The organism is Shewanella septentrionalis, from assembly GCF_025370265.1.
Classification (GTDB): domain Bacteria; phylum Pseudomonadota; class Gammaproteobacteria; order Enterobacterales; family Shewanellaceae; genus Shewanella; species Shewanella hafniensis.
In genome coordinates this window covers 20,125-40,829 of the sequence record NZ_JAMTCC010000044.1, presented here as the reverse complement: position 1 = coordinate 40,829, position 20,705 = coordinate 20,125, and the positions used below count along the sequence as shown (strand labels likewise).

General features: G+C 46.6%; 12 protein-coding genes. 10 read left to right on the top strand and 2 right to left on the bottom strand.

Features of this window, described 5'->3' with window-relative positions; translation table 11 throughout:
* The 5 genes from NE536_RS19515 to yidZ form a co-directional block, all read left to right on the top strand.
* Positions 1-442 (top strand): hypothetical protein (locus NE536_RS19515; RefSeq protein WP_261273732.1); only part of this gene is annotated, 442 nt, incomplete at its 5' end.
* Positions 443-1,128: 686 nt separating this feature from the next.
* Positions 1,129-1,692, top strand: coding sequence for an imm11 family protein (locus tag NE536_RS19510; RefSeq protein ID WP_261273731.1), 564 nt, complete (start codon positions 1,129-1,131; stop codon positions 1,690-1,692).
* A 209-nt stretch (positions 1,693-1,901) separates the two neighbouring features.
* Complete coding sequence (locus tag NE536_RS19505) at positions 1,902-4,709, top strand: M16 family metallopeptidase (RefSeq protein ID WP_261273733.1); 2,808 nt, start codon at positions 1,902-1,904, stop codon at positions 4,707-4,709.
* 233 nt (positions 4,710-4,942) lie between these two features.
* Positions 4,943-6,136 (top strand): MFS transporter, encoded by a 1,194-nt coding sequence (locus NE536_RS19500; RefSeq protein WP_261273730.1) that lies wholly within the window; start codon positions 4,943-4,945, stop codon positions 6,134-6,136.
* Positions 6,111-7,076, top strand: coding sequence for an HTH-type transcriptional regulator YidZ (gene yidZ / locus NE536_RS19495; RefSeq protein WP_261273729.1), 966 nt, complete (start codon positions 6,111-6,113; stop codon positions 7,074-7,076). Before NE536_RS19500 ends, yidZ begins: the two co-directional genes overlap by 26 nt.
* Before the next feature lie 17 nt (positions 7,077-7,093).
* Here the strand turns inward: yidZ and NE536_RS19490 are convergent, their stop codons facing one another.
* Positions 7,094-9,811, bottom strand: a complete 2,718-nt coding sequence (locus tag NE536_RS19490; protein WP_261273728.1) for a DEAD/DEAH box helicase — start codon at positions 9,809-9,811, stop codon at positions 7,094-7,096.
* Between the two features lie 375 nt (positions 9,812-10,186).
* On the opposite strand from NE536_RS19490, the gene NE536_RS19485 reads away from it, so the two are divergent.
* The gene (locus NE536_RS19485) at positions 10,187-11,560 is read left to right on the top strand and encodes a DUF4397 domain-containing protein (RefSeq protein ID WP_242326198.1); all 1,374 of its coding nucleotides are present in this window, start codon (positions 10,187-10,189) and stop codon (positions 11,558-11,560) included.
* A gap of 158 nt (positions 11,561-11,718) precedes the next feature.
* A complete protein-coding gene (locus NE536_RS19480; RefSeq protein ID WP_106651750.1) occupies positions 11,719-12,840 on the top strand; it encodes a sterol desaturase family protein in 1,122 nt (373 codons plus the stop codon).
* Between the two features lie 175 nt (positions 12,841-13,015).
* On the opposite strand, the gene NE536_RS19475 is transcribed toward NE536_RS19480, so the two are convergent.
* The gene (locus NE536_RS19475; protein WP_261273727.1) at positions 13,016-14,464 is read right to left on the bottom strand and encodes a LysM peptidoglycan-binding domain-containing protein; all 1,449 of its coding nucleotides are present in this window, start codon (positions 14,462-14,464) and stop codon (positions 13,016-13,018) included.
* A 220-nt stretch (positions 14,465-14,684) separates the two neighbouring features.
* On the opposite strand from NE536_RS19475, the gene NE536_RS19470 reads away from it, so the two are divergent.
* The 3 genes from NE536_RS19470 (at position 14,685) to NE536_RS19460 (ending at position 20,626) form a co-directional block, all read left to right on the top strand.
* Positions 14,685-16,022, top strand: a complete 1,338-nt coding sequence (locus tag NE536_RS19470; RefSeq protein WP_261273726.1) for a leucine-rich repeat-containing protein kinase family protein — start codon at positions 14,685-14,687, stop codon at positions 16,020-16,022.
* 294 nt (positions 16,023-16,316) lie between these two features.
* Positions 16,317-17,549 carry an efflux RND transporter periplasmic adaptor subunit gene (locus NE536_RS19465; protein WP_261273725.1) on the top strand — a complete coding sequence of 411 codons (1,233 nt, stop codon included), beginning with the start codon at positions 16,317-16,319 and terminating at the stop codon, positions 17,547-17,549.
* On the top strand, positions 17,549-20,626 hold the full coding sequence (locus tag NE536_RS19460; protein ID WP_261273724.1) for an efflux RND transporter permease subunit: 3,078 nt from the start codon (positions 17,549-17,551) through the stop codon (positions 20,624-20,626). The genes NE536_RS19465 and NE536_RS19460 overlap by 1 nt, the downstream gene beginning before the upstream one ends.
* The last annotated feature ends 79 nt before the right edge of the window (positions 20,627-20,705 follow it).

Sequence of the window (20,705 nt, the reverse complement as noted above, 5' to 3'; positions counted from 1 at the left end):
GCGCTTTGTTTACGAAGTCGAATTATTAGAAGTTCTGGAAAATAAGCTCTTGGAGACGATACGCTGGAGTTCAAGTGAAACGCTTTCCCAATTGATTGATGCAGTGGATTCCGCGAGTGGATTGCCTGACAGCATTTGGGATACATTGCATCAAGCTGTTCTTGAAGAATTTACAGAGAACAACAGCCGCATGGTAAATGATGATAGTGAGTCCGACTTATTAGAACGAATTGATGAACTGAAAAAGTTTGCACTGCGGTTCGGCGTGTCGGACCTTGAGTTGAATCGTGCGGTTTTAGAAATTGAGGATCGGATAATGGAAATTGAAGAACAGAGTTGTCCTGATTCTACTCCTAGCTTCTCTTCGTCAAATAGCCGAGAAGCCGATAAGTTTGACAACTTAGCTCTTCGAGACCTTTTTATGCCTCTGCTTGAGCGCTAGGCTATGTGTAGTGGCTGTAGGAGAGGAACAAAGTCTCATGCCAAGTAATAAAGAATCATACTAAGGATTAAAGTACCATTCTAAATAGCAGCGATTTATGGCCATAAAATCAATAAAGTCATCCTTATTCTACCAGTTGGCTGTAAAACTGATGAGGCCGCTTTTGGTGCTTGCAATCATTTTCCTGTTCATTATTCGCTCTAGCGGAGAACAGTTTCCACAAGTCAACAGTCAGTGAGATAAATCGTTAATAGAAGCGCTTAACAACATCCAATTGGATAGCCAAAATTATATAATCTGACCGCTAGAGAGAGCAGTTATGAACATGCAATACTCACACTGCACATGATGAAGGGTCACTCGTGATTAATCTCTAAGTAATTAGCTAAAAGTGTATAAAACCGAGTCTATAGTCGTTTATCAATGGTTTAACTATACAAATTGCAATTAAGTGTATTGTAACTTTAGATTTGTTTTTGTTAAATATTCATGTTTAAAAGGGGTTTTAACTCACTCACTCACTTTTTGTCGTGGTGTTTTAGTGGGTATTACCGTTCTAGCTTGATTATCTAGCATAGTTCTAAGATTCAAACACAAGGCCCCGTTTACGGGGCTTTGTTTTAATTGCAATTTTCCGTCGATAGCAAATCGTTGAGTTGCTTTCAAACCATTTACAGGATGTAGAGATGGAACCATTTTTTGAGTTGGATGCTTTCTATCACAGGGATGTTTATTTTGTGTATTCGGAGCAGAATGAGCAGCCCTATATTGATAGTTTTACTAAGCCTTTGAATGGTGTAACGCCCCTTTACTATGAGGTGGATGTGCTTGATGAGGCGATTACCCAGTACGACATTTTGCCTACCATAGGCCTTCCCCTTGTCAGTTCATTATTTGTCGAGCAATTTCGTGCAGTTAGCGACAAAGAAGTCCAGTTTATCCCTGCTCAAATACGTGATAACAGCGGAGATATCAATCATCAATTTTATGCGATGAAGGTGCTTAAGCGTTTCGCCTGTATCGATATGAATCGCTCGCAAGTCAGTTATCGCCGCTATGGTGAATGTCAGTCACTCCAAATCCAGACTTTAGTGATTGATGCCAGCAAGGTGGAGGGAGCGTCGATATTTTCGCTACAGGAAAAACTGGCTTATATCATAGTGAATCAAACTATTCGCGATCTGTGTCAGCCGCTTCGGGGCGTAGAGTGTTTGCCGCTGGATGAGGCATTTGGATCGAGATTTTGGTGAGATTATTTCTAAAGATATTTTGCTAAATATCAAGGCTATAAACTATTTTTAGTACGCCATAAGGTATTGATTTTGTGACTTAAAGTGCTTTAGGTACTATAGTGACTGCTTATTTTATCTGAAACTTAGGTATGCGCTTCTTAGGTTTCTTGTTTGATTTTGGGGGAAAAGTGCGAATTTTAATGAATAATTTCAAGGCGATTAGCCTGATGCGCCAGTGGCTACTGCTGACATTGTTAACTGTGGCATTACCGCTACAGGCGAGCGAAGAGCCGCTGTGGATGGGAACGCCTGACTTGCCCATGAGTGGGCGAATCCATACCGGTGAACTTGCCAATGGCATGCGCTATTTATTAGTGAGCAATAAGACGCCAGAGCAGGCTGTCATAGTACGCATGCGGGTGGACGTAGGCTCAGTGGTGGAGTCCGATACCGAGCAGGGGTTAGTGCATTTTCTTGAGCACATGGCCTTTAATGGCTCGACGGGTTTGGCTGCGGGGGAGATGATCCCGACATTGCAGCGTCTTGGTCTGAGTTTTGGCGCCGATACCAATGCTGTGACTGAGTTTCAGCAGACGGTTTATCAATTCAACTTACCTAGTAATAGCCAAGATAAAGTCGATACCGCTTTGTTTTTAATGCGCGAAATTGGCAGTAATTTATTACTCGACCCGGCGCTTATCGAGCGTGAAAAAGCGGTGGTCTTGGCTGAGCTGCGTGAGCGTAGCGGTGCGGATCTGGAGAATTACCGCAATCAATTACAGTTCTTGATGCCGCAAACATTGCTGTCAAAGCGCTTCCCTGTGGGCGAGGCCAACAGCATAAAGAATGCTACTCGTGAGGCTTTACTGTCCTTATACCAAGGTTTTTACACGCCCTCACGTACTACTTTAATTGTGGTCGGTGATATCGAGGTGGCCGCAGTTGAACAAAAGATAAAACAACAGTTTACCAGTTGGCAGGCGGCGCCTTTAGCGGCGAAGGTGAAGCCGCAAGCGATTGGCACTGTCGCTGAGCGTCAACGCGTCGAGGCAGCGGCATTTTTCGATCCTAGCCTATCGACCTCGGTTTCACTCGGCATGCTCAAACCTATGGCATACCCTACCGACAGCCCTGCCGTGCGCGAGCAGGAAATACTGCTCGAACTCGCCCACGGCATCTTGTATCGCCGAATGGAGTCGCAGTTACTGCATAGCCAAGGTTTATCTGGCGTTAGCCTGCAGGTTGGGGAGCAATTTGATCTCGCCTATGGCACTCAAATGAGCTTAGGTACGCAGGAAAATAACTGGCAAGAGGGCATAGCAATATTGGAGCAAACCTTGCGCCAAGCAAAAGAATTTGGTTTTAGTCAGCAGGAAATTGACCAACAAATCAAACGTATGCACAAAGGATATCAGCTCAGCGCTGCGGGTAGCAGTACTATCCACAGTGTGAATATTGCTGATGGGTTAGTCTACTCGGTCGCAGAAAAGCGCGTGCCTGTAGAGCCTGAATGGCAGCTGGCATTTTTTGAAAAAATAATGCCAACAGTGACGCCGCAAAAGCTAAAGCAAGTGTTTAATCAGACTTGGAACGCCACGCCGTATCTGTATCTAACCAGCAATAAGCCCATCGAAAATGTTGAAAAACAGCTTGTTGCTAGCTATGAGAAAAGCCGCAAACAAGCTGTGAGTGCACCAGCAGCGAAGGCGATTGATGAGTTCGCATACACTGAATTTGGCGATCAGGGCAAGTTAAACGCCGATAATCGCGATGCCGAAACGGGCATTCGTCAGTTGCAGTTTGCCAATGGTGTGCGGCTTAATCTTAAGCCTACTGACTTTAATAAAGGCACTACTTTGGTCAGCCTCAACATAGGCTTTGGTGAAGTACCATTTCCTGAGTTAGATGGCTTATCCTATCTGTTTAACAGTGCCTTTGTGCAGGGAGGGCTTAAGGCCCATGACTATGGCAGTCTGCAGGATATTTTTGCTGGGCAAGATATTTCCATTAACCTAGGTGTGCGTGAGCAGAGTTTTGGCGGTGAGATTAGTACCAATGCCGCAGAACTGCGCACGCAGCTTAGCTTAATGACGGCCTTTTTGATTGAACCCGGCATGAATAAGCAGGCCGAGCAATTGTTCCGCGAGCAAGTGATTGCCGAGCAGCAAAGTCTCCATAGCAACCCGCAAACTGAGTTTTCTAATCAGTTTGACCGTATCTCCCACAGTGGTGATAAACGTTATGGTTATGGGGAACCAGAAGAAATTTTAAAACGTCAGTTTGCAGAGCTGGCGCCGAGTTTCCATTCAGCCGTCGAGCAAGGGGCAATTGAAATCGCCATAGTAGGGGATTTCGACGAAGCCAGCGCCATTACTGCTGTGGCCGAAACTCTCGGGGCAATCAAACGCAGCCCCACTGAACATGTCCAATCGTTAGTGCCTATGTTCCCGAAAGTGCCTGCTAAGATGACGTTAACACACTATGGTCATCCAGATTCAGCGGCGCTGGCCATGGTGTGGCCAACAACGGATATGACTCACCTAAGCCAACACGCTGGACTGGGATTGTTGGAGCAAGTGCTCAGCATCCTATTAACGGAAAATGTGAGAGAAAAAGCGGGCGCGAGTTATTCGCCATCGGCCTTTTCTTATAGTGATTTCAATGCCAGCGGTTATGGTTACTTAGGTTTGTTTAGCGTGACGACTCAAGCCATGTTGCCAACGGTGGCCGAGTATTTCACCGCTGCAGTTAACCAAGTCAAGCAGCCGCAGGGGATTAGCGAAGACTTACTTAACCGAGCCCGCCAACCTGTGCTTGAATGGATGCAAGCCGCGCCGCAGAGCAATGGTTTTTGGTTAGATTTAGCGTCAAATGCCCAGAGTTATCCTGGACGCTTTGCTGCTTTCAAACAAAGGCAAGCGTTGGCGCAGAAGATGACACCGGCAGAGCTTAGTAAACTGGCACAGCAATATTTGCCAGCAGAGGGCAGTTTAACCATCCAAGTCCTTCCTGCACCCTTAACATCTCAGCAATGAGTGTTGGGTTCATAGAATAGAAGATTGACCATTCGCCGCCATATCCCCTGTGCTAGCCAGTGCAGGGGATATTTTGTTTTTATTCCTTCTGTTCCTTCAATTTAGGGCCAATTCCACGGCCTATATCCCTTGGTCGCAAACGGAAATACCTGTTGTCGAAAAAGCCACTCACTTAACTGCGCTCGCCCCACTACTCTAGGCGCAACTTATTTGCGAGGAGATGGGTGAGGTATATGTTGCGATATCTTTTGTGTAGTTTTTGTTTAGTGCTTCTGTATCCAACTGGGATAGATATGTACTTGGTTGGTTTACCGCAAATCGCGCAGGATTTAGGCGCGAGTGAAGCACAGTTGCATATCGCTTTTTCTGTGTATCTTGGCGGAATGGCGGCAACTATGCTTTTTGCTGGCAGCGTAGCGGACCGATTAGGGCGCAAGCCTGTCACTCTATTCGGCGCTATCATTTTTGCTTTAGCTTCGTATTTAGGTGGTATGGCAGAGACAAGCAATCAGTTCTTACTCATACGTTTTATGCAGGGAATTGGTGCTGGTTCCTGTTACGTTGTTGCCTTTGCTATTTTACGCGACACCTTAGACGATAAGCGCCGAGCTAAAGTGCTCTCAATGATCAATGGTATTACGTGCATTATCCCGGTCATTGCACCTGTTATTGGGCATGTAATTATGCTCAAGTTCCCTTGGCAGAGTCTGTTTAGCACTATGGCAGGCATGGGACTATTAGTCTGTTTGTTATGTATTTTTATATTACGGGAGACTAAGCCTGCGCAGAGTAGGATTGAGGATGTTAATCGTCAGTTGGCGCCGCAAGAATCTTTTCGTCAGTCTTTTTTCCTCAGCCGGCTTGTTATGACGACTCTAGGTGTGACTACGATTCTCAGTTATGTCAATGTGTCTCCCATGCTGATCATGGGGCAGATGGGGTTTGACCGTGGTCAATATTCTAATGTTATGGCATTGACAGCGTTAGTGAGTATGCTGGTATCGTTCTCGACTCCTTTTGCACTTGCTGTGCTTAAAGAAAAAAGTTTGATGTTGATTTCACAGCTGTTATTTGCAGCTGCCGCGCTAGTGTTTGTGCTAACTCAGGTGCAATATTTTAGTCTTAATGTGAATTTATTAGGCTTTGGTTTTGTCTGTAGCGGATTCGCGATTGGATTTGGTGTGACTATGAGCCAAGCACTGAGCCCCTTTGCATCGCGTGCTGGGGTGGCAAGTTCATTGTTAGGTATTGCACAGGTTTGTACTTCAGCACTGTATATTTGGCTGATGGGGTTAATAGGTATTAGTCCACTTAACATATTGTTGCTGATATTAGCCTTGGGCTCTGTTATCAGTACCTTACTCATATTATGCGTGCCTTTAGCACCGAGCGTTTATCTAGATGAAGAAATCACTCGCACGTCTTGACCTTAATCTATTGTTTACTCTACAACTTCTCTTACAAGAGCGGAGTGTGACTAAGGCCGCTAAAAAGCTCAATGTTACGCCATCGACCGTGAGTAAATCCTTGGCGAAATTGCGTGATTGGTTTGACGATCCTCTGTTTGTCAAAACACCGCATGGATTCCAGTTAACGCCATTAGCTCAAAGCATGGAGCAAGACTTAGCCGATTGGTTACAAATGGGCAAACAGCTTATGGGCAAGCGCGGGGACGATATGGCTAAAGGGCTCAGTTTTGAGCTGATGCTTGAGTCACCTTTGTCGCTCATTATGCTTAATCAATTAACGCAGGCTATTTACCAACACTACCCTGATGCAAAAGTGAAAGTACGAAATTGGGATTATGATTCACTAGAAGCCATTATTCGCGGTGAGGCTGACATAGGTTTTACTGGCCGAGAAAGTCATCCTCGTTCCAAGGAATCCCTTGATTTATTGCCGTATTTTATCGATTTTGAGGTTTTATTTACCGATCTTCCTCAGGTGTATTTACGCCGCGATCATCCCGCCTTGCAGGAAGAGTGGAATATAGACACTTTCTTAAAATACTCGCATATCAATATCTTGTGGGAAAAGAGCGAAGCCTGGGCCTTAGATGATGTACTTATTGAGCTTGGTTTAAGTCGCAATATAGTGCTCACCTTGGCCAGTTTTGAGCAGTCACTGTTTGTCGCGGCAGAGCCTCACCACAGTATGATGGCAATCGCGCCGCAATATTGTGAGCAGTATGCCCACCAATTACACCCTGACTTAGTCAGTCGTCCTATCCCGATAAGTGGCGAATATCTTAATAAACTCGCCATTCCTTTCACCTTGATTTGGCATAAGAGAAACAGCCACAACCCCAAAATCACTTGGCTGCGAAACAAGATAAAAGCGATTTATCAGCCGCGTGGGTGTGATTAAGGCTGTTATTTGCGGCATTAACTCGGTTGTTTTATACCCAATTGCTGACAAATATGTTGGATACAAAGTTCTCGCTGCTGACACCATAGCCCATAGCTGACGGGGATAAGTTTAATCCCGGCGCGTTGTAACAGTTTATACAGTTCAATATCGAAAAAGTCCGCCCATGGCCCTGGGTAACCGATTAAATCTATTGCTAAATATTGGTTACCATAGCGGCACAGAATATCCAGTTCTAGCCCCGCCATATGGTAGGCGCGCCAGACTGTTATGCCTTTTGCTTCAATCGCGAGTGCCACCGACTGGCCGAAGCTATCGAGGGAATCGACATAATTGTGCGCCGCTTGAAATTGGCCCGCCGATGCTAAGTAAGTTGCCAGTAAATTATTGTTGGGGAGTTCATGCTCTTGTACCGATAAAAATAGCCATTGCGCCTGTTTGGCTCGGGTAATCGCGACGTTGAACATATCGGCTCGATTTAAATACACCGCAGCTCGGCTGTCGTTGGCAGTAATGCTAAAAGATATCAGCATGATATCGCGCTCTTCCCCTTGAAAACCAAAGGGGGTGGCAATCCGTAATTGATGACGTTCTATTTGCTGCGTGCTAAAACGTGCGAGGATCTGCTGGGATAAATACTCTGTCTGATTGCGAAAACAGGAGAGCACACCAATGCTGGCGGGCACTAATGTATTCATTTGGTCATCAATCAGTTGTGATAACTTTTGAATTAATGCCTCCGCTTCTAGTCTGTTAACTCCCTTGCTATCCCGCGCGCCTGTCACTTGTATTCTATGTAAGTGTCCTGAACTCGTGCAGGGTCTGTGCTGCATAATTTTCAGCATGCCTTGATAAAACTGCTGATTACTAAATTGGATCAGCTCAGGTTTACTCCGAAAATGCTCATTTAAAAATACCACTTGGGATTGGCTCGCAAGGGATTGTGATACTAAGTCGAGCATACTGGCATCACGGTAGCTCATTAGGCCGCGGCAATCCGCAGCAAGTCCGAGTTGGGTCTGGATTTGGGTTTGCTTTGCGCGGGATAAAAACGAGAAATGGCGCAGCTGTTTACTGTCGCCCACCACCAGTGCCGCTTTTGCCCGCTGTAAGGCCGGTAAACAGGCGGCAATATTGGCTTGGGTGGCTTCATCAATAATCACTAGATCAAACATTTGCTGCTCCATGGGCAGCACTTTATGCAAGCTGGCAAGGCTAGATAACCAAATGGGAAAGGTTTGCTTTAAGGCATCAAAATCCGTTTTGTAGAAACCGTCGAGTTGCTTAGCGGACTGCCGAGCGCGAAGTGCACTGGCAAAACTCACCAGTGTACTGCGCTTATGTTTGAGTAATTGGTTTAATCGATAGTGAGTGGCCAATTGTAAGTATTTGAGGCTTAAGTCTTCTTTTTGGGCGATGAGGGCGGTTAATTTATCGAGCACATCCCATTGCTGAGCAAACTGTTTGATCCCGGCACGGTAAGCCCAGTTGTAAAATCCTAAGCGCCAGCGCGATTGTCCTTGTTGTAAGGTCGCCAGTTTTTGGCCGCGACGTATGGCATGGCGGCAATGGTGTATAAAACCTGCTTCCATTTTGGCTTGCTGACGAGTCACAGTATTAAGTTGCTGTTTTGCATTGAGTAGTAAGATATCTGAAATGGTTTCATCAGTCGCTGGGTGCTGACCATGGAGCATTTCATCTATCTGGTTTTTAAGGACTTTAATAAACTGCGGCGAGCCAGCGCGAATAAGGCTGCTCCCAAGCTGGAATTGTTGCTGCAACTTATCGGCAATCACATCAACGGCAACATCGGTGTGGGCGACGATGAGGACAGATTTACCCCTTAATACCTGCTCCGCCGCCACTGTGGCTATGGTGTAACTTTTACCCGTTCCCGGTGGACCCGATATTTGCCCCAAAGTTTGATTGGCCGCCACCTTTAAGGCTTGAATTTGTGCGCGGCTTAATAGCCCAGGAAGGTAATTCTCTTGGGTATCGACATTGTGACTAACTGAATCTCGAGTTGGCGCTTGCCCAAACAGCGCTTGAAGCGGCGCAGAGTGTGAAGGCGCTGTGATGAGATTGTCGAGTTCGTGCAATATGCCGCGACTTGCCTGCGAACGCTCTGCAAGAATAATTTGGCTGCGACTAACCATAAACCGCCCACGTTTACGGCATAAGCCAGTGAATTCAGTCTCATCGATCAGCTTGGGAAAATGCAATAAATGACTGGTATCAACATCGGCTTGGCCCGCCCGCAGCCAAGCTATCCAGCCACTGACATCCGTTGGATTATCGCGTAACTCTTGACTTAAGCTGTGTCCTTCAACGACTAATTTTTCTAACAGGGCTTCATTGATGGTGAATGGCCCGCCGCCAGAGAAGCTGTTATTAGATTCGAGGTAAATGTTATCGCCATCGGCCTGCAATTGGCATTCGCGGTACAGCAATGGCGTGACGACTTTACGTTTTTCGCCATTAAGCTCGACAGTGCCGCAGAAAAACAGACAAGAGTGCAATAATACTTTTTCACGTAGATACAAGGCACTACGCGCCATTAATGCGGAGGCAGGAGCAAATGGCACCGGCAAGCGAGGCAGAAAGCCACTGCTTAACTCGTCTTCACCTTGGAGCAATAGCTTTTCTTGCTCAGCAAGTTTGTGGCTAGACCAAAGGTTAATTTCAGCACTATCGTGTTGAAAACACTGTTTGTAGTAGTTAAGAATCCCTTGCAAACCCTATCCATCCCAAAGGCTTAATTGGCGGTGCGAGAGTAACTCAATCGCATAAGTCGAACAAGGTTTGCACCAACTGTGGATGATTTCTCCATGGTCGCAATAGCCTAAAAGAGAGGTATTCGATATGCCAGCCTTATTGCTCTGGAGCGGAAGCGTTTTTGTAGATGTGAACTAAGGTATCAGCAATCGCATTTGTATCAATTAAGGGCCCGAAAAGTGGCGTTTGTATCAGTATTTTGCGTGTTATTGAAATGTTTGTTAAGTGTTTGAGTTTGTGAAATATTTGTTTTTGTTTTTAGTGGAAATTGCCATTGTTGTCATTGTATAACTGCGTAGACTGAACTGAATTTTTGTCTGCTAATGAGGGAAACAATGATAAAAAGTAAGCTAAAGGGATTCGCGGTTTTGACCTTCGCCTGTTTAGGCGTGACCGCTTGCGGTGGTTCTGATAATGACAAGGATGAGGATACCTCTAAAACTGATACTTATGTGCAATTCTATAATGCGACAGTGGGGAGCACTGCTACCGCGCTGAAGATTGGCGATAAAACCTATGAAAGCGTGAGCTACGCAGATGCGATGCCACGATTTACATCTACCCCCGGTGTGAGTGAGGTAGAGGTGATGGGTAAGGATGCGGCAAATAAAGATATTTCACTCTACAAAGAGAATATCGATTTAAAAACGGCAACCGACCATTTCTTTGTATTGCATGGGGATTTTGCCTCGCCAGCCCTTTTGAATATCAATTACTCGCGTACCGAGCTCGATAAACAAAATGCCGAAGCGGACAAGAGCAAGATGCAATTATTGATTGCACACACTGCGACTGATGCACCTGCCTACGATGCCTATATTGCCAAAGCGGATAAAGGCTTTGCCGATGCAGTGATGCTAGGCAGCGTCTCCTATGGTGAGGTTTCAACACCACAGATTTTAGATACGGGCGACTATAAAATTTATCTGACTGCGGCGGGTACGACCAATATCAGTTACACCACGGCAAGCATTAACTTTAAAACCAAGGTGCCTTATAAGTTGATTTTAAGGGAAAGCTTTGGCGCTTCAGCCGCTAAAATCAGTTTAGACAGCGTCGACTCAACCACCAATGTGCGTAACCATGTCGCCCTCGAAAGCAGTGTAGATTTTAGGGTATTCAATGGCTTGGCTACACATAATGTTGATGTAAAAGTAGTGAGTAGTAAGCAAGAAGCGCTATTTAGCAATGTGGCCCCCTTCGGCGTAACAGCTTACCAAGGCGCCGAGTTTAATGACTTTGGTGTGAGCGTACTTGACCATACAAGCCAAGCTAAATTACTCGACAATGTGCTGATCACCCTTAATCAAGATGATATTAAAACCATCTTCATTTACGAGCAGGCGACAGAGCAGGGCAGCCAAGTGAAGGCGATGGAGATGAAGCAAACTCAGACGCCAAGTCCCTATAGCTTTAAGTTTGACATCGTGAGTTTTGCCGATAAAAGTAATCTCACTGTATATTTCTTAAAAGCAAATGACACGATTGAAACTGCGGTAAATAAAATCACTGCGGTCAACCCAGCTAGCCCTCAGTCAGTGACTGTACCTGCAGGCGAATATTCTATTAAAGTCATCGCAGTCGAAAACGGCACTAAAACCGTTGTCTATGCATCCGATTTAATGGATTTCAGCAATGAAGATAATGTCACTATGGTGCTGAATAAAGATGCTGCCACTAGCTTTGGTTATAACTTGATTAAGCTCTAACCGTTAAGGTGAGTGAACTTAGCTAATACAAGAGCGCTACTTAGGTAGCGCTTTTTATTGATTGTGGCAGTGGGGTTAATGTAGGCTAATCGGCAAAATTAAGCTGAGTGGTGGTTGTGTGGATAACGCGAGCAGCATAGGAAAAGGAGTTCACTGTGATTAGCAAAGGATTTAAAGACGGCCATTTCCAAATTGGTGAAGGCAGTATTAGCGGCACCATAGCGTGCATGTTAGCCATATTATCGTTTTTAGGTGTATTGGCGTTTCATTTCCCTGAATACCTGACTACCCCCGAATTACGCCAAAGTTATAACGTCGATATTATTCGCAGTTTGATATTTGTCGCCTTAGTGGTGTCGGGCAGCTTAGGTTTATTAAATTTTATTCGAAATAAAAATAAACGATTTGGCTTTGTCGCTTGGGTATTTGTGAGCTTGGCGATTGCCTTTGGTGGTCATCAAGTCGAGGTCGAGCCTTTTGCCAATCATAAGGTCTCACTGGGGTTAGATTGGTTTATTTTAGACTTATTAGGTTCAACCTTAATTTTTATTTTTATCGAAAAATGGCTACCCCATAAACCTGAACAGCCAATATTGAGACCCGAATGGCAAGGGGATTTAAATCATTTTTTGGTGAATCATTTAGCGATTGGATTTGTATTATTGGTGACGAATCAATTTGTGCAGTCGACCTTTTCTTGGGCTATTTCCAGCACAGTGCAAAGCTTTATCGCAGGTCTGCCCTTTGTGTTGCAACTGCTGTTGATTCTATTGGTCGCCGATTTAATGCAATATGCGGCGCATCGCGCTTACCATGAGATCCCATTCCTGTGGCGTTTCCATTCGGTACACCATAGCGCCAAGCATTTAGATTGGTTGGCGGGATCAAGGCAACATATGTTTGAGTTGATCGCCACCCGTTGTCTAGTACTTACGCCGATTTTTATCTTGGGATTCTCTAAAGACATCATCAGTATTTATGTCATTATCGTTGGCGTACAGGCGGTATTTAACCATGCCAATGTCCAAGTTAACTTCGGTTGGCTACGTTACTTAATCGTCAGCCCGCAGTTCCACCATTGGCACCATGCTTCCGATAAGGCGGCTATAGATCGTAACTATGCCGCCCATTTTTCATTTTTAGATTACCTCTTTGGAACCGCAGTTCGAGGTCAGAAAGAGTGGCCAGAGCAATATGGTGTCGTCGGTGATTACATGCCCGTTGGCATGTTTAAGCAGCAATTATATCCCCTCGGTTTAGCGAAGAAGGACACAAAATAACGGCGCTGCATTTGGAGTGGTTTGTTTTGGAGTCATTATCTGGAAGTCAATGTGAGGTCAACTGAGTAGCAATGTTTAAGTGATGGTTAACTCTGACACTGGGACAGCAAAAAGCCCAACACAGCGTTTTTAATTGGCGCTTTGTTGGGCTTTTTTGCAGTTAATATCGCAAGTGTTATTCGCTGATTTTCAGCTCTTGGCCTGGCTTAATAATGCTCTTGCTATTGAGCTGGTTCCACTTCATTAAATCAGCCAGTTTGACCTTATTCTTACGGGCGATTTTATCCAGCGAATCGCCGGATTTTACCTTGTAGGTTTTGGCTTTTGCCGTTGGCATATCGGCCGATTCTGAGCTGGTGGTTTTAGTGCCGTTGGCATTTGTTTTGGTCGATGACTTGGCTTTGCTATCGGACTTAGTGTTGGCTTTAGCGGGTTCTGGCTCATTATCATTGGCTGCCATTGGCGTTAAGAGTGTGAGCTCTTGGCCGATTTTGAGGCGATCAGAGGTCAGGTTATTAGCCTGTTTTAATGCCTTGACTGATGTATCAAACTTAGCCGCGATTGTGCCTAGGCTGTCGCCGGACTTAACGATATAGCTTTGGCTGTCATAGCGTTTTTGGGCGTAGAGTTTGTCGTGATTTTCCTGATATTGGCCTATGTTTTCCAGCGGTAAGGCGATCTGATATTTGCCTTTGCTCGGGATCACGCCTTGGCGAAAGCCCGGGTTATAGGTTTTAAATTCTGCCTTGCTCAGCCCTGCCGCATTGGCGATTTGGCCGATATCCACGCCATTGGGCGCAGGGACTCTATCCAAGAAAGGGCGGTTCGCAATCGGTCGCACTTTTAGATTGTAATGATTGGGTGCGCGAATAATTTGAATAAAGGCCAGCCACTTAGGCACAGTTTGTACGCGTTTCGCCGGAATGCCCAGCGACCAAAAGTCCGTTGGTTTGCCCTTGGCTTTATTCTTGTCGATGGCGGCTTTAATCACCAATTCACCGGTATTGTAGGCGGCGACGGCGTTGATCCAGTCTTTGTCTAAGGTGTCGTACAAATGCTGTAGATAGTCGAGCACGGCATCGGTTGAGGCCAGCGCATCTTTGCGACCGTCGTAGGCTGAGTTAACCGTTAAGCCAAAATTACGCCCAGTGGCGGGGATCATCTGCCACAGTCCAGCTGGGCCGTTTGCCTGTGCCAGTGGATTGTAACCACTCTCGACTATGGGTAATAACGCCAATTCTAATGGCATGTTACGGGCTTCGAGCTGGCTGACGATGTAATACAAAAAGGGCTCGGCGCGCTCGCCGACTTGATTCATAAATTTCTGTTTATCATCGAAAAAGTTACGCTGTTTGCGCACTTCGGCATCGTCATGTACGTCAATGGTGTTGGCGTGTTGGATCTTTTCCCAAACGTCGCTGTACTGCTCAACCACAGCGGGTGGCGTGTGCTGCTGCTGGTGTTGTGGCGAGTGCTCGTTAGCGTTACTCACATCATTTGCTGGGGCATTGAATTCTGTGGTTGATGGGCTTGCCGACGTGGTCGCGCAACCGCTCAATTGGGCCACAAACATGGCTAGCATTAGCACTGTAAAAGAGTGCGTTTGGCGAAAATGTTTCCGCATGATTGTCCTGTGATGAGTTAACTGGGCATTCCATATTGGTGCACATGCTAATCTGTTTTCGCGTTTCTGGATAGCTCCCCACGGTTTCCCCCTATTTGCAATGCCCGCTTAACGTCCGTTTAGCGCCGATCGCGTCGCCTTTTGGCTGCATATCTTGCGTTTAGCTTTAGCTATTAATGCGCTACCATAGCGGCGATTTTTCATTGACTTGGGTAGCAAAGTGCAGACGTTAGCGCAGTTAAGAGCAGGGCAGTTACAAGGGATCACGCGTTTACAATTGGTCGAGGAGTTAACCGAGTTTCCGCGGGAGATTTTTGACTTAGCCGATACCCTCGAAATCCTCGATTTATCGAATAATCAATTGAATGCTTTGCCCGAGGACCTGTACCGATTATCGCGTTTAAAGATCATCTTTGCTTCTAATAACCGCTTCGAGCATTTACCCGAGGCATTAGGACGCTGTGAAAGTTTAGAGATGATTGGCTTTAAGGCGAATCAAATCCGTACTGTGACTGCCGCCGCGTTACCGCTGCAAACTCGCTGGCTTATCCTTACCGATAACCAAATCGAAACCTTGCCTGCGGCTATGGGCGATTTACCTCGTCTACAAAAATTAGCCTTAGCGGGCAACCGGTTAACGGCTTTGCCCGAGTCGATGGCTAATTGCCGTAACTTAGAATTAGTGCGCCTATCGGCCAATCAACTGCAAGCGCTGCCAGCTTGGCTATTGGGTTTGCCTAAGTTAACTTGGCTCGCGTTTGCGGGTAATCCGTTCAGCCATACCTTAGTCGATCCCCATGCCGATGTGGCCACAGTGGCGAATGTGACTCTGGATGATATTAAGTTGGCAGAAAAACTGGGTGAAGGCGCCTCTGGGGTGATTTACCGTGGTGATTGGTTGAATCAGGCCATGGTCGCCGCGACTGGGTCATCGCAGATTGCAGTAAAACTCTTTAAGGGTGAAGTGACCAGCGATGGTTATCCCGCCGACGAGTTAGATTGCTGCCTCACAACGGGAGATCACCCGAGCCTTATCAAGGTGGTGGCGCACATCAGCCAGAAGGATCAATTGGGCTTAGTGATGGAGCTCATCCCGCCCGGGTTTAGCAATTTAGGTTTACCGCCAAGCTTGGCAACCTGCACCCGTGATACCTTTAACGCAGGTACTCAGTTTAGCCTTGATGATGTGGCTAAGGTTGCACTCCAATTGGCCGATGCAATGGCGCACATGCACGCTAAGCAAGTGAGCCATGGCGATGTCTACGCCCATAACATTATGGTTAATCAACAGATGAACTTGTTGTTTGGTGATTTTGGTGCGGCATCCAATTTACGCAATCTGTCTACAGTCGAACGCTTGGCGATGGAGGCGATTGAAGTGCGGGCGCTGGGCTGCTTAATTGAAGATCTGTTGGCTTATGTGAGTGGCTCGGTTGGCCCTGAATACTATAAAAAATTGAGTGCGATTAAAGACGAATGTATGCAGTTAGATGTGACTCAGCGCCCCTGTTTTGCAGACGTGAAAAAGGCCATCGGAGCCCTGCTAAAAGGCAAATAGTGGCTTGCTAACAGGCTGGCTTTACATCTGTTTCTAGTTTGTTGTGGTTTATGTGATTTTGTGTGATTTAGGTTTTGTCGATTAGGTTTTGCGTTAACTCATTGTTTTGTTTGAATGTGTAACAGTATTTTTACTGGCACTGACAGGGATTATGCCTATAGGCTGTATACCCAAATAACCTCAAATTGCTGAATAAGCACTTTGGAGGACTGGGTATTAGTCTTGGGTTCAATCCGGTTTGCTGTTGTCGGATAGGATGTCCGTTGAATAGTAAGAACAATAGGTTTGCATACTATGTTTACACGAACGCTGTTTACACAAACGCTGTTTATACAAAGAGTGACTGAACGAGCACGCAGTGCATGCGATATTTCATTAAAAAGCTCTCATCATCTCCCAAAGGCGCCCTTAATCGCGCCTTTGACGTTTCTACTGGCGAGTCTTTTCACCTTAACCCCTATAGCTGTATCAGCGGCGGATAAGATCGACGTTATCCCTGTGACGGTTGAGGCCATTCAAGAAACTGCCTTTGCCGATGTGGTCAACGAAGTCGGTAAAATTAACGCCATCGACTCGGCGATCCTCAACTTTAATGCCAGTGAAAAAATCAGTGCTATCCATTTTAGTAACGGCGACAAAGTGACGAAGGGTCAAGTGATTGCCGAGCAAGATAACACTAAGGCCAAGGCAGATTTAGACAAGGCCAAAAGCACCTTAGCACTGGCAAAAACAAAGCTTGAACGGATTGAAGACCTGTTAATCAAAGAGCCATTTGCACTCTCCAAGCAAGATGTGGATGAACTGCGGGAAAATGTGAATCTGGCTGATGCCGATTTTCGTCAGAAACAAGCAACCATGAACGACTACTTGATCAAAGCCCCCTTCGACGGTCAGCTAACAAGCTTTAGCCAGTCCATCGGCAGCCAAATTGGCGCAGGTACCGCCTTAGTCACCCTCTATAGTTTAAATCCGGTCGAAGTCCGTTATGCCATTAGCCAGAAGGATTTAGGTAAGGCACAAAAAGGCCAGAAGGTGAATGTCACCGTTGAAGCCTATGGTAATAAGGTGTTCAATGGGTTAGTTAACTATGTGGCCCCTGCGGTGGATGAAAGTTCAGGACGAGTTGAGGTACACGCCGCCCTCGATAACCCTGAGTTCAAACTGGCGCCCGGTATGTTCGCCAATATTAAGCAATTCTACAGCAATGATATTAAACACTTATTAGTGCCGCAAAATTCAATTATCGCCAATAATGACGAACGCTTTGTCTGGTTAGTGCGCGGCGATAGCGCCGTAAAACAAGTGGTTAAACTCGCGCAAAACACTAATGATGGCTATGCGGTTGTAACCGAAGGTTTAGCCGAAGGCGATCTCGTGGTTAAAACGGGTATGCAAAACCTCAAGGCCGATAGCAAGATCAAAGTCATTCAGGACAAAAGCGCGGCAGATAAAGCCACTGTCTCCAGTGCTAACTCTGGTGCGGCCGTAGCGCTAAGCGCTGAGCCCAGCACTGAGGGGGCCGAATAATGCGTTTACCCGAAGTCTGTATTCGCCATCCTATCTTCGCCTCCGTGCTCAGCATCATGGCAGTGTTACTGGGCTTGATTGCCTTTCAAAAACTCGATATCCGATATTTTCCTGAGCACACCACCCACTCGGCATCTGTGAATGCATCGATTGCAGGGGCGAGCGCCGATTTTATGTCGAGCAATGTGGCCGATAAGTTAATTGCGGCGGCTTCGGGCATAGACAAGGTCGATACTATGTCGACCGACTGTAGCGAAGGTCGCTGCTCGTTAACCATTAAATTCAATGACGATACCAGCGATATCGAATACACCAACTTAATGAATAAGTTGCGTAGCAGCGTCGAAGGGATTAACGATTTCCCCCAGAGCATGATAGATAAGCCAACGGTCACCGACGATACCTCGGCCACAGATGCTGCCAGTAATATCATTACCTTTGTGAACGCGGGTGGCATGGAAAAGCAGGCCATGTACGACTACATTAGCCAGCAGCTAGTGCCGCAGCTCAAGCAAGTGCAAGGCGTTGGCGCCGTGTGGGGCCCCTATGGCGGCTCACAAAAGGCGGTTAGAGTCTGGCTCAACCCCGAGCAGATGAAGGCGCTCAACATTAAAGCCGCCGATGTGGTGGGCACCTTAGGTTCTTACAATGCCAGCTTCACCTCGGGGGCGATTAAAGGTAAGTCGCGGGATTTCTCGATCAACCCTTTGAATCAAGTTGAAACGCTCGAAGATGTGAAGGACTTAGTGATCAAGGTCAGCGAGGGCAAGATCATCCGTGTGGCCGATGTCGCCGATGTGGTGATGGGCGAAGAAAGCCTGTCGCCGAGTCTGTTGTCCATTGGCGGACACAGTGCCATGTCGCTGCAAATTTTACCTTTGAGTAATGCTAATCCTGTGACAGTGGCCTCGAACATTAAGGCCGAAATTGCGCGCATGCAGCAGCATTTGCCCCAAGGGTTAGAAATGACCTTGGCCTACAATCAGGCCGATTTTATCGAGGCTTCCATCGACGAAGGTTTTTCCGCGCTGATTGAGGCGGTGATCTTAGTATCCTTAATTGTGGTGTTATTTTTAGGTAGCCTGCGGGCGGCGTCAATCCCGATCATTACCATTCCTGTGTGTGTGATCGGCGTGTTTGCCGTGATGTCGGCGCTGGGTTTTAGCATCAATGTGCTCACTATTCTGGCGATAATCTTGGCTATCGGTCTGGTGGTGGACGACGCTATTGTGGTGGTGGAGAACTGTTATCGCCATATCGAAAACGGTGAAACCCCTTTTAACGCGGCGATTAAAGGCTGTCAGGAAATCATTTTCCCTATCATTGCCATGACCTTAACGCTCGCCGCCGTGTATTTGCCGATAGGACTCATGTCGGGGTTAACCGCCGATCTGTTTCGGCAATTCTCCTTCACCTTGGCCGCTGCCGTGATGATCTCTGGTGTGGTGGCGTTGACTTTGTCGCCTATGATGAGCGCCTATCTTATCAATACCACTGAGCAGCAGCCGAAATGGTTTAGCCGAGTCGAGCATGCGCTGCAGCAGTTAAACGATTTGTATATCAAAGAGCTGGATAAGTGGTTCGGTCGTAAGCGTTTAATGCTCGGCGCGGCAGTGGTGCTTATTGGTCTTGCGGGCATCGCCTACTGGCAGTTGCCGAAAATGCTTTTACCCGCGGAAGATTCAGGCTTTATCGATGTGGCGTCGAATGGCCCAACCGGTGTGGGTCGCCAGTATCATCTGAACCATAACGCTGAGCTTAATGGCGTGATGGATGAGCATCCCGCCGTTGGAGCGAACCTGTCTTACATCGAGGGCGAGCCAGTGAACCATGTGCTGCTTAAACCTTGGGGTGAGCGCAGCGAGGGCATAGATGATGTGATCAGCGACTTAATGACAAAATCAAAGGAAAGCGTTTCTGCCTATAACATGTCCTTTAGTATTCGCTCGGCGAATAATCTCAGCATTGCCAATAATCTACGCTTAGAGTTAACGACCTTAGATCGCAACAAGGACGAGCTCAATGACACAGCCGCCAAAGTGCAAAAGTTACTCGAGGATTATCCTGGGCTGAACAACGTCGGTAACTCGGTACTGAGGGATCAACTGCGTTACGATTTATCTATCGATCGCAATGCGATTATCCTCTCGGGGGTGAGTTATGGCGATGTGACGAATGCGCTTTCTACCTTCCTTGGCTCAGTCAAGGCGGCGGACTTACATGCCACCGATGGCTTTACCTATCCCATTCAAGTGCAAGTAAACTTAGATAAGCTCAGTGATTTCAAAGTATTGAATAAGCTGTACGTCACCTCAGAATCGGGGCAAGCATTGCCGTTATCGCAGTTTGTGTCGATTAAGCAGACCACGGCAGAGTCGAATATTAAGACCTTTATGGGCCTTGATAGCGCCGAGCTAACGGCGGACGTTATGCCCGGCTATTCCACCGATGAAATCAAAGCTTACTTAGACGAGCAACTGCCAACACTGCTCAACGATGCCCAAGGCTTTAAATACAATGGGGTAGTGAAAGATTTAATGGATTCACAGGCGGGTACCCAGTCGCTATTTTTGCTGGCACTGGTGTTTATCTATTTGATTTTGGCCGCGCAGTTTGAAAGCTTCGTTGATCCTTTGATCATCTTACTGACTGTACCTTTGTGTATTGTTGGCGCGCTGTTGACCTTAACCTTGTTTGGCCAGAGCGTGAATATCTACTCGCAGATAGGGTTATTAACCTTAGTGGGGCTAGTGACCAAGCACGGCATCTTGCTGGTGGAGTTTGCCAATAAGCAACAAGACCAAGGCTTAAGTGCGATTGAGGCGGCGCGAAGCAGTGCTAAATCTCGCTTAAGACCGATTCTAATGACCTCTTTAACCATGATTTTAAGTGCCATTCCTTTAGCGCTGGCTTCTGGGCCTGGCTCATTAGGGTTAGCCAACATAGGATTAGTCTTAGTCGGTGGCCTGTTAGCGGGGACCTTCTTCTCGTTATTTGTAGTGCCTGTGGCCTATGTTGCTATGGCCGAACTCAAAGCGAAGGATGTGCTTGCTGGGCTGCGCAGTGCTAAAGCTTAGTCGCAGGTTGGTTGGGGTTGATCGAGCCTAGATCCACTATATGTGTTCAACTTGCCCATAAATACGTTATGATTTAAGC

Bases quoted from the DNA above. Each gene is read 5' to 3' on its own strand.
- NE536_RS19510 (WP_261273731.1), top strand. From the start codon at position 1,129: ATGGAACCATTTTTTGAGTTGGATGCTTTCTATCACAGGGATGTTTAT.
- NE536_RS19505 (WP_261273733.1), top strand. From the start codon at position 1,902: ATGCGCCAGTGGCTACTGCTGACATTGTTAACTGTGGCATTACCGCTA.
- NE536_RS19500 (WP_261273730.1), top strand. From the start codon at position 4,943: ATGTTGCGATATCTTTTGTGTAGTTTTTGTTTAGTGCTTCTGTATCCA.
- yidZ (WP_261273729.1), top strand. From the start codon at position 6,111: ATGAAGAAATCACTCGCACGTCTTGACCTTAATCTATTGTTTACTCTA.
- NE536_RS19485 (WP_242326198.1), top strand. From the start codon at position 10,187: ATGATAAAAAGTAAGCTAAAGGGATTCGCGGTTTTGACCTTCGCCTGT.
- NE536_RS19475 (WP_261273727.1), bottom strand. From the start codon at position 14,464: ATGCGGAAACATTTTCGCCAAACGCACTCTTTTACAGTGCTAATGCTA.
- NE536_RS19465 (WP_261273725.1), top strand. From the start codon at position 16,317: ATGTTTACACGAACGCTGTTTACACAAACGCTGTTTATACAAAGAGTG.
- NE536_RS19460 (WP_261273724.1), top strand. From the start codon at position 17,549: ATGCGTTTACCCGAAGTCTGTATTCGCCATCCTATCTTCGCCTCCGTG.